Below are 11,915 nucleotides of genomic sequence, written 5' to 3' on the forward strand. Positions count from 1 at the left end.
ATCAAGCCAGCAAGCGCAGCGCAGTGAGCGCGTAAGCCCGTGCGGCAAGGATGATTTCGTCGATCGCCACCGACTCGTCCGGTCGGTGCGCCTGTGCGCTGACCGATCCCGGACCCAGCACCACAACGGGCACACCCAGATCGCGGGCGATAAATCCACCGTCGCACGCCGCCGCCCAGCCGCCCGGTGGCAGCGCCGGTCCCCCGGCGTCGACCACGGCGGCGCCGACGGTGCGGGCCAGCGTCGATTCCGCCGGTGTTAGGAACGCGGGCATGGCCATTGGCATCTCGATTTCGAAGGTCAAGCCGCGGTCCGCCAGACGCAAAGCCTCGATCCGCGCGTGCACGTCGTCGAGCACCGCGGTGGATGACTCGCCCGGTAGTAACCGCCGATCGGCCGTGACAACGCATTCCGCCGGGACCACGCTGGCGCCGGTACCGCCCTGAATCTGCCCGACACTCCAGGTCGCGGGACCCAATAGCGGATGTTTGTGATCCGCCAACTCGGCGTGCATGCGTTCGATCTCGGCCACCAATGCCGCCGCGCCGTAGATCGCGTTCGCGCCGTCGTCCGGGCGGCCGGCGTGACAGGCGGTGCCGCGAACGAGTACCCGGAGGTAGGAGGCGCCGCGCGCACCGATGACGGTCTGCAGCTCGGTCGGCTCCGCGGTGATGCAGCCGTGCGATCTGGGGGCAGTCGACGCGACATAGGCCCGGATGCCGATGCCGGCGTCCTCCTCGTCGACCAGGGCCGCCAACTCGATGGGTCCGCTCAACTCGGTGCCTCGCAGTGCGGCCATCGCCGAAAGGGCAGCCGCCAGGCAACCTTTCATATCCGACGCGCCGCGGCCGTAGATCCGGCCGTGTTCGATCACGCCGCCAAAGGGATCCCTGGTCCACCCATCGCCGACCGGCACCACATCGGTGTGCCCGAGCAACAACAATCCCGGACCGGCACCGCCGGTTTTGGTGATCAGCACATTATGTCGACCAGGCCGTACCCGTTGCTCGGTCACGTCGAGACCTAACTCGGCGGCCGCCCCGGATAGTGCCGCTACCGTCGCGGCCTCCTCTCCCGGCGGGTTTTGACCGGTGGCTCGCACCAACGACCGGGTCAGCTCGACTAGATGATTCTCATCGATCGTGTCGAGCACGGCCCGCTCGCGGTGGGTCAGCGGCACGCTTCAGTCCGGTGTGATCGAATCGACCGCCCGGCGCAAGCGGGCGATCCCTTCATGGATGCGATCGGGCGGGTTGGAGGCGAAGCACAGGCGTAAGGCGTTGTTGAACCGGCCGCTCGGAGAGAAGGCCGCACCCGGGATGAACGCGACGCCCTGGGCGAGGGCCGGCTCGAAAAGTGCTGTGGTGTCGACGTTGTCGAGGGTGACCCAACAGAAGAAACCGCCCTCCGGGTCGGTCCACCGCGCCCTGTCACCGAAGTGCTCGCGCAGCGCCGCCTGGATAGCCTCCTTGCGCCGCCGATATTCCGCACGTTGGGCGCTCAGGTGATCGGCCAGATGGCCGCCGGACAGAAAGCCGGTCAACAAGCGCTGCGCGGGCAGGTTGGTGCAGGTGTCCATCGCCTGCTTGGCGTTGATCAACAGCGGTTGCAGCTCGGGGACGGTGTCCACCCAGCCGACACGCAGGCCTGGCGCCACGATCTTGGAGAAGGTCCGGACCGTGAACACCAGCGGGTCACCGCCGCCGAGTTCGCGCAGCGTCGGCACCGGCGGGCCCGCAAACCGCAGCATGCCGTACGGGTCGTCGTCGATCACCATCGACCCCCACCGGCGGGCCAGCTCGAGCAGCCGCAGTCGGCGCTGCAACGACAGCGTCACGCCGGACGGGTTCTGGAACGTGGGGATGGTGTAGATCGCCTTCGGCGGCCGGCCCGCGTCATCGACCAGCCGCTCTAACCTATCGACGTCCATGCCGTCGTCGTCGACCGGAATCTCCTGCAGCATCGCGCCGTAGGACAGGGCGGTCGCGCTGCCGTTCGTATACGTGGGCGACTCGACGGTCACCAGATCGCCGGGATCGACGAAGACCTTGCAGAACAAGTCCAGCCCCTGCATACCGCCCGCGGTGATCGTCAGCCGGTCGGGTGTCGTCTCGTCGCTGGTGCCCCGCAGCATCTCCAGCAGTGCCTCGCGCAGCGACGGATCGCCCTCCGTCGCGGCGTAGTCGTAGGCATCGGGCGCGCTCAGTTCGATCGACGCGATCCCGGCAAGAATCTCTGTCGGCACCGCCTCGGCCGCGGGGCTGCCCATGGCGAACCGCACCACGTCGTGAGATTGCTTGTGTAACAGCGACGTACTGGAGTCGATGACCGACCCGACCAGACCGGCGGCGCGGGTGGCAAGTGGAAGTGTGGAAGCTGACACGCTTTACCTCGAGATCGTGAGTTCGTGCGGCAGGTCGGTCAGGCGCTCCACCCCGGTATCGGTGACCACTACCGGTTCGGACAGCTCGTAGCCCCAATCATCCATCCAGATGCCCAGGATGACATGAAACGCCATACCCGCCGCGAGTTCGGTCGTCTCACCGCGGCGCAGGCTCACCGTTCGTTCGCCCCAGTCCGGTGGGTATCCGATGCCGATCGAGTAGCCGATCCGCGAATCTTTCTTGATTCCATGGGGTTTGATCACCCGTTCGAAGGCTTGGTGGACAAGACCGGCGTCCACGCCGGGGCGGATGGCGGCCAGGGTGGCGTCCATCGCTTCGGCGACCACCTTCGCGGTGTCGGTGAGTTGGGGAGCTGGGTCGCCGAGCACGACGGTGCGCGCCAGCGGGGCGTGGTAGCGACCGAAAACGCCCGCCAGTTCGATGGTGGTGGCCTCGCCGCTATGGAACCGCTGGGCGGTCCAGGTCAGGTGTGGTGTCCCCGCGGCCCGGCCGGTGGGCAGCAGCGGCACGAGTGCCGGGTAGTCGCCGCCGTGCTGCGCGGTGCCGCACGCCTGGGCGGCCATGATCGCGGCGACCACATCGCACTGTCGGCGCCCTGGCCGCAGGTTGTCGTAGGCGGTGCGCATTGCGTGTTCGGCGATCCTGCCCGCGATGCGTAGCTGCTGTATTTCGTAGGGGGACTTGATCACCCGAATCCAGTTCACGAGTTCGGCAGAATCGACCAACCGGTTCGACGGCAACCCCCGCTGCAGGGCCCGATACCCGCGGGGGGAGAGGTAGGGCGAGTCGCACTCCACCGCGACGGGTTCACCGGGGTCGACCAGTTCGCCGATCAACGCGGAGATCCAGTCGAACGGATGCATGTCCGGCCGGTGCACCAATTCTTCGGGATAGCCGTGGATGTGGTCCTCATCGAGGTTGCAGGTGAGGCGGGCGCCGGCGGCGTCCATCGCCCTGGTGAACAGGTGCGGCGGCCCCTGAGGGCCAACCAGCAGACATTGCGGTGTGTAGAAGGACCACGCGTTGTAGCCGGTCAAGTAGAACAGATTCGCCGGATCGCACACCACGAGCGCACTGAACTCCTTGTGTGCCATGGTGTCTCGCAGGCGCCGCAGTCGGCTCGGGTATTCGGTTTCCAACCCCGCAGCCATCCTCAGCGCTCCAGCAGGTGCTGGCCCGGGCCAAATGCCTTGCGGCCGATGGCGTCGAGGGCCGACCACATGGTGACTTGATTGGCCGTGAGCACCGGTTTGCCGAGTTCGCGCTCCAAGGCGGCGATCAGATCGTAGGTGGGGAGGTTGGTGCAGCTGATGAATATGGCTTGGGCGTCGGCGGTGTCGTTGTCCCGGACGAGATCCGCGGTGATGTTGTAGGGCACCGTCCAGATGCCGGTGGTCAGGCCGAGCCCGGCAGCCCCGGTCACTTCGACCCCTGCTTCGGCAAGATAGTTGGCCAGCCCGGCGGTGAGGTCGGCAAGGTAGGGCGTCACCGCGACGATTCGGCTCAGGCCCAGGTAGCGCAGCGCGGCCAGCAGCGCGCCGCTGGTGGTGACGGCGATGGGGGCGCCGGCCGCGACCATCGCCGCCACCAGCGCGGCCTCACCCGCCAGGCCGCCGACGAAACTGCCGGAGGCGCATGCGTACGCGGTCACCAGCGGCGAGACCGCACCCAGGTTGGTTACCCCTTGGGCGACCAGAGCCGGGTCGGAGATGTGCACCGCGAGCTCGATCGTGGCGGGCAGCGGGGTGAAGGGCAAGCGGGTAACGTGCAGACTGACTTCGTCGGGCACCCAACGCCAGAGTTCACGGTCGAGGGCGAAGTCGGACGGCGCGACCACCCCGACCCCCAGTTGCTGCAGCGACGCTCGGCGCATAGTCCTCAAGTCTGGGTGCACCAGCGCCCCAGCGCAAGTCGATTGTTGACAATCGTACGGTGCGATTTCTACCATCGGACGGTGCCTCGAACCCGTCCGGTTGTCGCGGTTCTGAGCGAAAACCCAACCGACCGTCTGCCTGGCCTCGATGGCCTGGGTGTTGACCTTCGATATTGTGCCGCCGACGGACTCGCCGAAGCGCTGCGCGGTGCGCGGGCACTGCTGCTTTGGGACTTCTTCTCGAAGGCGGTCCGCGATGTGTGGACCGAGGCCAGCCACCTCGAGTGGATCCACATCGCCGCCGCGGGCGTCGATACGCTGCTGTTCGACGAGCTGCGAGAGTCCGACGTCGTGGTGACCAACGCCCGGGGCGTCTTCGACCGTCCGATGGCCGAATACGTCCTCGGCGCCGTAATCGCCCACGCCAAAGACAGTCTCAACAGCTTCGATCTGCAACGGCGGCACGAGTGGCGCCACCGCGAGACGCGCAGTATCGCGGGCGCGACGGCGCTGGTCGTCGGCACCGGTGGCATCGGGCGAGCGATCGGGAAGCTGCTGCGTGCTGCCGGGCTGGTGGTGCGCGGGGCGGGGCGCCGAGTTGTCGTCGACGATCCCGACTTCGGCGAGATCGTCGACAGCGCGAACTTGGCTGCCGAAGCCGCCTGGTGCGACCACCTCATCCTGGCCGCGCCGCTGACCGCGGCCACCCGCGGCCTGGTCGACGCCGCGGTGCTGGCCGCCATGAAACCCGACGGGCACCTGATCAACATCGCCCGCGGACCGCTGGTCGACGAGGCCGCACTGCTCGACGCGTTGGCACGGCGCAGCATCGGCGCGGCCACCCTCGACGTCTTCGACACCGAGCCGCTGCCACCCGACCATCCGTTGTGGGATGCGCCGAATGTGACCATCACCGCGCATATGTCCGGTGATGTCGCCGGTTGGCGGGAGACGCTGGCCGCCCAGTTCGCCACCAACGCCCGGCGATGGCTGACGTGCCAGCCGTTGTGCAACGTCGTGGACAAAACGCTGGGTTACGTTCCCACGGGCGCGACGGCGTGACACCGACGGCAACGGAGCTCGTTGCGGGCTACCGGAACAAGACCATCTCACCCGTCGAGGTCACCGAGGCAGCGCTGAACGCGATCGACACCCTCGACGGTGTTGTCAACGCGTTCGTGCTGGTTGCCGCGGAGGACGCGATCGCGGCGGCGCGGGCGTCCGAGGCCCGCTGGCAGGCCGGTGAACCGCTCGGCCCCGCCGATGGCGTGCCGACCTCCATCAAGGACGCCCTGTGGACCCGCGGGTGGCCTACCGTGCGCGGTAGTCACCTGATCGACGCCACCGGACCGGGTTGGGACGAGGACGCGCCCGCCGTCGCGCGACTGCGTGAATCCGGCGCCGTGCTGCTCGGCAAGACCACGACCCCGGAGTACTCGTGGAAGGGCGTCACCGACTCGCCGCGGTACGGGGTGACGGCCAATCCGTGGGACCCGACGAAGACGGCGGGCGGCTCCAGCGGCGGCAGCGCGGTGGCCGTGGCGCTGGGAATGGGAGCGTGGTCGATCGGCACCGACGGCGGGGGCTCGGTGCGCATCCCCGCAGCATTCACCGGAACCGTCGCGCTCAAGCCGACATATGGGCTGATCCCGCACTACCCGCCGAGCCCGTTCGGGACGCTGGCCCATGTCGGGCCGATGACCCGAACCGTGCGGGACACCGCGGCGCTGCTCGACGTGCTGACGGGTTTCGACGCCCGCGACTGGTCAGCCATGCCGACTCCGGCGGCGTCGTTTTTGGCGGGACTCGACGACGGGATTTCCGGGCTCCGCGTGGCCTTCTCGCCCAACCTCGGTTTCGTTCGAAACTGCGCCGAGGTGGACAGCGCCGTCCGCGCGGCCGTCGACGTGTTGGTGGACGCCGGTGCCCACGTGGACGAAGTCGATCCGGGCTTCGGCAATCCGGTCCAAGCCTTCCACGTCCTGTGGTTCGCCGGCGCGGCTAAGGTGCTGCAGGCCCACGGCAGCCTCGACGCATGGACCGGCCGCATCGACCCCGGACTGCACCGCGTCGCGACCCTCGGCGCTACCTATACCGTCGCGGACTACCTGGATGCGATGGCGGTGCGCACCGAACTCGGCCGGCTGATGGGCGAGTTCCACCAGACCTACGACGTCCTGGTCACCCCGACACTGCCGCTGGGAGCTTTTCCCGCAGGACAGGACGTGCCCGACGGCTCGGCGTCACCGGACTGGACGAGCTGGACTCCCTACACCTACCCGTTCAATCTGACCCAGCAGCCGGCGCTGAGCGTGCCCTGCGGGTTCACCGCGGCCGGATTGCCGATTGGGTTGCAGATCGTGGGCGCCAGGCACGCCGATCCGCTGGTGTTGCGGGTGGGCCAGGCCTACCAGTCCGGCACCGATTGGCACCTGCGCACTCCGAGACTATCGACCGATGAGGATGGGGAGCATTGACATGAGCAGGCTGATCACGGTGTCGCTGGACAAACGTGGCGTGACCGCGGTCGCGCGACTGCTCGACGACGCCGCACCGCGCACCTGCGCCGCGGTGTGGAATGCGCTGCCGCTCTCGGCGCCGGTGTTCCACGGCAAGTACGCGCGCAACGAGATCTATACGCTGTTACCGGCGTTCGCCGACAATCCGGGTAAGGAGAACACCACCGTCACGCCGATACCGGGCGACCTGTGCTGGTTCTCCTTCGATTCCGACGAGCTCGGCAATCCGGCCTATGGATACGAAAACACCACTGGCACGGGGACCACGGGAGCCATCGTTGACCTGGCGCTGTTCTACGGGCGGAACAACCTGCTGATCAACGGGGATCAGGGCTGGGTACCGGGCAACGTCTTCGGTGAGGTCGTCGAGGGTCTGGACGAACTGGCCGCCGCCTGCCAGGACCTGTGGATGGGCGGCGTGCGCGGCGAGACGCTGAGCTTCGCCCGCCGGTGATCGACGGATCAGGCTTGTGAGTGATGCCTGGGGCAGTACGCGGCTATGCTCACGCCGACAAAATACCCCGCGCGATAGCCGTCCAGGCTGCTGCTGGCCGCCACGTCACCGGCGACATCGGACTTCTGCCTCCCGGAATCAAGCGCATTGCAGACCTGATGACCGGCCATGATCGCGGCCTGAGGGGAGGCGAAGTTGATGCCGTGCGACTTCACGGCGTTCAAGAAAGCGTCATCGACCGAGTCGGCGTGCGCGGTGGGACTCGCCCACGCCCCGAAGCTGAACAGCGCGATCGCCAGCAGCGAACGCTCTCGGCTGGTTGCCATTCCTGGAGCCTCCCCGTTGCGCAGCGCTGATGGCAAGCCGGGGCTTCCCCGAACGGTTCTAGTTGGCCATTCCGGCCCGCCGATGTTGCGCAGATGTCGAGACCGTGTACCGGTCGGAAATTGTGGCTGAATTCGTGAAGTCCGGCCATGTCAAGCGATGTTGGGGCCCCGTTGCGAAACCGGAGATCTTGTACGATGCCTCATGCGGCGAGGACGACGGCAGTCTGCATTATTCAAGGAACCAGTTTGAAGCACAATCGATTTGGCGCCGCAATTGGTGTTCTGGTCGCCGGGATTTCGATGTTATCGGCATGCAGCGCGCACAACACCTCAACGGTGGGGGTGGCCTGTGGCGGCAAGCCAACGCTACAAGCCAGCGGTTCCACCGCACAGGAAAACGCGATGGCCCTATTTGCTGGTGCCTTCGAACAGGCTTGCCCCGGACAGTCATTGAGCTACACGGCCAACGGTTCCGGCGCCGGAATAAGCCAATTTATCAGCAGCAAAACCGATTTCGCTGGATCGGACTCGCCACTGAGCAAGGACGAGCACATTAAGGCGGAGCAGCGGTGCGGCTCGCCGGTGTGGAACCTGCCGATGGTATTCGGCCCCATCGCCATCGCTTACCGCGTCAACGGCCTGACTTCGTTGACGCTGGACGGTCCGACCGCGGCCCGGATCTTCAACGGGGGCGTCACAAACTGGCATGATCCTGCGATCGAGGCACTGAACCCGGGCGCCAGCTTGCCCAATGAGCCGATCCGTGTCGTTTTCCGCCGCGACGAGTCCGGAACTACGGACAACTTCCAGAGGTATCTCGATACCGCGTCCAAAGGTATGTGGGGCAAGGGTGCTGGGAAGAAATTCAACGGCGGAGTCGGCGAAGCCGCCGAGGGCAACGCCGGTGCCGCCGCCCTCGCCAAGCGCACCGAAGGCTCGATTACCTACGTGGAATGGTCGTTTGCGCAGGCGCAACTCCTGAACATGGCACAGATCGTCACGTCGGCCGGCCCCGAACCGGTAGCGATTAGCGCGGAGTCGGTGGGCAAGACGATTTCGGCCGCATGGTTCATCGGCGAGGACAACGACCTCGCCCTGGACACGATCTCGTTCTACCGGCCAAATCAGCCAGGCTCGTATCCGATCGTCCTGGTGACTTATGAGATTGTCTGCTCGAAATACCCGCAACCGCAGGTCGGCACGGCGGCGAAGGCATTCCTGCAAAGCACGATCGGCGTCGGACAGGCCGGGCTGGCGGATCATGGGTATGTTCCGGTCCCGGACGGATTCAAGTCACGGTTGTCGACCGCGGTTCATGCCCTCTCGTGATCTGGCACCATCGCGGCGCGCAATGTTTCAGCTATTTTCGCGCCGTGGTCAACGCAATGTCGCGCGGAATTTCCTCGCGTGGTCTTTGTGAGATGTCATGGACTTCATTGCATCGCCACCCGAGGTCACCTCGGCCCTGATCCACGCGGGACCCGGCGCGGACTCACTTGTCGAGGCCGCCCACGCGTGGCAGCGTCTGGGCACCGATTTGGAGGAAACCGTCCGGGCCTACGTTCCGGCGTTGGCTACTGCCGCCGACGCGTGGAACGGTCCGTCGTCGGCAGTGATGATCCAGGCCGTCGCGCCCTACCTCGACTGGTTGCGCGGCGCCGCGCAGCAGTGCCAGCAGCTCAGTGCGGCGGCGCAGCTCGCAGTGGCGGCATTCGGCTCCACCGTCTCGACGGTCGTTTACCCCGCGGAGGTTAGCGCCAACAGGCTCCAGCTGGCACAGTTGCTGGCCACCAATGGATTCGGCAGAAACCTGGCCGCCATCGCCGAGACCGAAGCGCAGTACCAGAACATGTGGGTGAGCAATTCGGCGGCCATGTACCGCTACGAGGCGGCCTCGGCTCAAGCCCTCGAGCTGCCCGAATTCTTCTCGCCGCCCTCGATTGTCAGTCCGACGGGGTCGGCCGCGCAGGCCAGTGTGGTGTCTGCCGCTGCGGTGGCACCGGCGGCCACCGTCTCTCCGTTGGATTCGGTACTGCAGGCGCTGGGCGCCACCTTCGACCCCAACGCCGGCTGGTTTGGCCTGACCAACACCTACCTCAACCAGTTCGTTTCGTCCGGATTCCCCATCAACCTGCTCAGCTATTTAGCGCAGAACACTTCGGCCCAGGCACTGACGTCGGTGGCCCCCGACATCGCCGAGGGTCTCTCGGAGGGGGAGTCGGCCCTGGGGGCATCGGCGGCCACCTTGTCCGGCGCGGCAAGGGCCGTCGGCGCCGCGGACGCGCCGACTGCTGCGGTGGGCGTTGGCGTTTCGATGGGCAACCTCAAGGCACCGCCAGCGGCGGTCGGCGTATTGACCGCCGCGCAGTCGCCGGTGCAACTCGCGTCGGCAGCGACGCCGCTTGCCCCCGATGAGGCCGTGCTCCCCATGCTCCCGCCGCTGATGCCGCCGCCGATCTCGGCGGGCAGTGGTTGGCGCAAGCGAAAACCGCAAAAGTACGAGGACCTTGAATACGGCCTGGAGCTCAAGGGGACGTTCATGCCTCGACCGCCGTCGGCGGGGTGATCCGATGGTGTCTTCGCGTGCCACTGGCGCGTCGCCAAATATCGGAGTTGGTCGACCGCTCCCGGTGGTCAGTCGGTAGTTTGGCCGTCATGCCAGGGGCGCGGTGGTTGGTGCTGTTCACAGTCATGGTGTGCCTTGTCGGGTGCGGCGAGCACCAAGTATCGGCGGCGCGTTCTCGAGATCAGCCGGGAACGCTTCAGTTCGGTGGTCTGAAGCGGACCTACATCGTGCATGTGCCACCCGGGGTGCCGGCTGGGTTGGTGCTCAGCCTGCACGGCGGCGGCAGCAGCGGCGCCGGGCAGCAAGGCTTGACCGGATTCGACACCGCTGCCGATGCCAACAACCTGCTAGTGGTCTATCCGGACGGCTTCGATAAGAGCTGGGCCGACGGCAGGGGCGCCTCGCCCGCGGACCGCCGCCATCTCGATGACGTTGGCTTCCTGGTCACCCTGGTGGCCAAGCTGCGCAACGAATTCGATATTCCTGCCGGGCATGTGTTCGCTACCGGGATGTCCAACGGGGGGTTTATGTCCAACCGCCTGGCATGCGACCGTGCGGATGTTTTCGCCGCCATTGCGCCGATTGCCGGCACGCTGGGGGTGGGGGTGGCCTGCAATCCGTCACAGCCGGTGTCGGTTCTGGAAGCGCATGGGACCGCCGATCGGGTGGTTCCGTTCAACGGTGGAGACGTGCGCGGTCGCGGCGGGCTCAGCCACGCCATCTCGGCGCTCAGCATGGTCGATCGCTGGCGAACCGTCGATGCCTGCCAAGGTGATCCGGTCGTCGAGCAACTTCCCGACCTACGCGACGGCACCCTGGTGCGCCGTTACGACTACTGGGCGTGTGCTGCGGGCACCGAAGTGGTCTTCTATCGGATCGAGAACGGCGGACACACCTGGCCCGGCGCTAAGCAATATCTACCCAAGCCGGTCATCGGCGCTACTACCCGCGCCCTTGCCGGTTCGGCGGTTATCGCGCAGTTCTTCGCAACGCACGGCCGAAACGGGTAGGTCGTCTCAGCGTTGGCACTCCGGGCACCAGAACCGTACCCGCTCGCCGGCGCCGTCATATTCGATGCGCGTTCCGCACCGGCGGCAGCCCTGGCCGGCTCGGCCATACACCCACAGCTGCCGACCGGCCCGGGTGTCGCCGGTGGTGCAGCGGTTCCAGCGGGAGCGGTTGGCCCACAGCATGTCCCGGGCGCGGGTGACCAGGCGGTGCGGGTCGCCGAGGGCGCGGACCGGAGTGCTGGGCAGATATCCGCTAACGAAACATAATTCGTTGCAGTAGACGTTGCCGACCCCAGCCAGCACCCGCTGATCGAGTAGTACCTCGGCGATCTTGCGGTTCGGATCGATGGTGAGGTTGGCGGTGGCGACCTGGGGGTCCCAATCCTCGCCCAGCAAATCCGGGCCCAAATGCGCGACGACGGCGTCGTCGGTGTCTCGGTCAAGAATCTCCAACACGCCCAGGTCCACGCCGACAGCCCGAATAGCACCGGCTTCCAGGATGATTCGAGCTCGGTGATCCACCCGCACGGCCCGCTGTGCGACCCGCCAGCTGCCATCCATCTTCAAATGGGAGTGAATGCTGACCGCGCCGATTCTGATAAACAGATGCTTGCCCCGGCTGAACACCTCATCCGTTACCTGCCCGGCGAGGTCTACGGTGGCAAACCTGGGCACACGGATATCGCAGCGAGTCAGCGTGCGGCCGGCAAGGTGTCGGTGCAGCACGGCCGCCGTGTGCCATACGGTGTCACCCTCGGGCAT

The 11,915-nt window shown here is 66.7% G+C and carries 12 protein-coding genes; 6 read left to right on the forward strand and 6 right to left on the reverse strand.

Annotation, left to right across the window (positions count from 1 at the left end; all coding sequences use genetic code 11):
* Position 1: 1 nt before the first annotated feature.
* The 4 genes from MB901379_RS05430 to MB901379_RS05445 are packed head-to-tail and all read right to left on the reverse strand — an operon-like array spanning position 2 to position 4,278.
* Positions 2 to 1,180 (reverse strand): M20 family metallopeptidase, encoded by a 1,179-nt coding sequence (locus MB901379_RS05430; protein ID WP_158015698.1) that lies wholly within the window; start codon positions 1,178 to 1,180, stop codon positions 2 to 4.
* A 3-nt stretch (positions 1,181 to 1,183) separates the two neighbouring features.
* The gene (locus tag MB901379_RS05435) at positions 1,184 to 2,383 is read right to left on the reverse strand and encodes an aminotransferase-like domain-containing protein (protein ID WP_158015699.1); all 1,200 of its coding nucleotides are present in this window, start codon (positions 2,381 to 2,383) and stop codon (positions 1,184 to 1,186) included.
* A gap of 3 nt (positions 2,384 to 2,386) precedes the next feature.
* Positions 2,387 to 3,556, reverse strand: coding sequence for a M24 family metallopeptidase (locus MB901379_RS05440; protein WP_158015700.1), 1,170 nt, complete (start codon positions 3,554 to 3,556; stop codon positions 2,387 to 2,389).
* A 2-nt stretch (positions 3,557 to 3,558) separates the two neighbouring features.
* Complete coding sequence (locus tag MB901379_RS05445) at positions 3,559 to 4,278, reverse strand: maleate cis-trans isomerase family protein (RefSeq protein WP_197717862.1); 720 nt, start codon at positions 4,276 to 4,278, stop codon at positions 3,559 to 3,561.
* Between the two features lie 81 nt (positions 4,279 to 4,359).
* Here MB901379_RS05445 and MB901379_RS05450 point away from each other — a divergent pair, with 81 nt between their 5' ends.
* Genes MB901379_RS05450 through MB901379_RS05460 form a run of 3 tightly spaced genes read left to right on the forward strand, consistent with a single transcriptional unit; the run spans position 4,360 to position 7,251 of the window.
* Positions 4,360 to 5,340 (forward strand): D-2-hydroxyacid dehydrogenase, encoded by a 981-nt coding sequence (locus MB901379_RS05450; RefSeq protein WP_174236986.1) that lies wholly within the window; start codon positions 4,360 to 4,362, stop codon positions 5,338 to 5,340.
* The gene (locus tag MB901379_RS05455) at positions 5,337 to 6,755 is read left to right on the forward strand and encodes an amidase (protein WP_158015702.1); all 1,419 of its coding nucleotides are present in this window, start codon (positions 5,337 to 5,339) and stop codon (positions 6,753 to 6,755) included. Before MB901379_RS05450 ends, MB901379_RS05455 begins: the two co-directional genes overlap by 4 nt.
* A gap of 1 nt (position 6,756) precedes the next feature.
* Positions 6,757 to 7,251 (forward strand): DUF3830 family protein, encoded by a 495-nt coding sequence (locus MB901379_RS05460; RefSeq protein WP_158015703.1) that lies wholly within the window; start codon positions 6,757 to 6,759, stop codon positions 7,249 to 7,251.
* Between the two features lie 8 nt (positions 7,252 to 7,259).
* Here MB901379_RS05460 and MB901379_RS05465 read toward each other — a convergent pair whose 3' ends face one another.
* Positions 7,260 to 7,577 carry a DUF732 domain-containing protein gene (locus MB901379_RS05465; RefSeq protein ID WP_158015704.1) on the reverse strand — a complete coding sequence of 106 codons (318 nt, stop codon included), beginning with the start codon at positions 7,575 to 7,577 and terminating at the stop codon, positions 7,260 to 7,262.
* Between the two features lie 246 nt (positions 7,578 to 7,823).
* Here MB901379_RS05465 and pstS point away from each other — a divergent pair, with 246 nt between their 5' ends.
* The 3 genes from pstS to MB901379_RS05480 all read left to right on the forward strand — a co-directional run bounded on the left by pstS (position 7,824) and on the right by MB901379_RS05480 (position 11,153).
* Positions 7,824 to 8,906 (forward strand): phosphate ABC transporter substrate-binding protein PstS, encoded by a 1,083-nt coding sequence (gene pstS, locus MB901379_RS05470; RefSeq protein WP_158015705.1) that lies wholly within the window; start codon positions 7,824 to 7,826, stop codon positions 8,904 to 8,906.
* A gap of 97 nt (positions 8,907 to 9,003) precedes the next feature.
* The gene (locus tag MB901379_RS05475; RefSeq protein ID WP_158015706.1) at positions 9,004 to 10,143 is read left to right on the forward strand and encodes a PPE family protein; all 1,140 of its coding nucleotides are present in this window, start codon (positions 9,004 to 9,006) and stop codon (positions 10,141 to 10,143) included.
* Between the two features lie 89 nt (positions 10,144 to 10,232).
* A complete protein-coding gene (locus MB901379_RS05480; protein WP_158015707.1) occupies positions 10,233 to 11,153 on the forward strand; it encodes an alpha/beta hydrolase family esterase in 921 nt (306 codons plus the stop codon).
* 6 nt (positions 11,154 to 11,159) lie between these two features.
* Here MB901379_RS05480 and nei2 read toward each other — a convergent pair whose 3' ends face one another.
* Complete coding sequence (nei2, locus tag MB901379_RS05485; protein WP_158015708.1) at positions 11,160 to 11,915, reverse strand: endonuclease VIII Nei2; 756 nt, start codon at positions 11,913 to 11,915, stop codon at positions 11,160 to 11,162.

The sequence above is a fragment of the Mycobacterium basiliense genome, assembly GCF_900292015.1.
GTDB classification, from domain to species: domain Bacteria; phylum Actinomycetota; class Actinomycetes; order Mycobacteriales; family Mycobacteriaceae; genus Mycobacterium; species Mycobacterium basiliense.

Excerpts from the sequence above, each read along its gene's own strand:
- MB901379_RS05440 (WP_158015700.1), bottom strand. The coding sequence starts at position 3,556 with ATGGCTGCGGGGTTGGAAACCGAATACCCGAGCCGACTGCGGCGCCTG.
- MB901379_RS05445 (WP_197717862.1), bottom strand. The coding sequence starts at position 4,278 with ATGCGCCGAGCGTCGCTGCAGCAACTGGGGGTCGGGGTGGTCGCGCCG.
- MB901379_RS05460 (WP_158015703.1), top strand. The coding sequence starts at position 6,757 with ATGAGCAGGCTGATCACGGTGTCGCTGGACAAACGTGGCGTGACCGCG.
- MB901379_RS05465 (WP_158015704.1), bottom strand. The coding sequence starts at position 7,577 with ATGGCAACCAGCCGAGAGCGTTCGCTGCTGGCGATCGCGCTGTTCAGC.
- MB901379_RS05475 (WP_158015706.1), top strand. The coding sequence starts at position 9,004 with ATGGACTTCATTGCATCGCCACCCGAGGTCACCTCGGCCCTGATCCAC.
- MB901379_RS05480 (WP_158015707.1), top strand. The coding sequence starts at position 10,233 with ATGCCAGGGGCGCGGTGGTTGGTGCTGTTCACAGTCATGGTGTGCCTT.
- nei2 (WP_158015708.1), bottom strand. The coding sequence starts at position 11,915 with ATGCCCGAGGGTGACACCGTATGGCACACGGCGGCCGTGCTGCACCGA.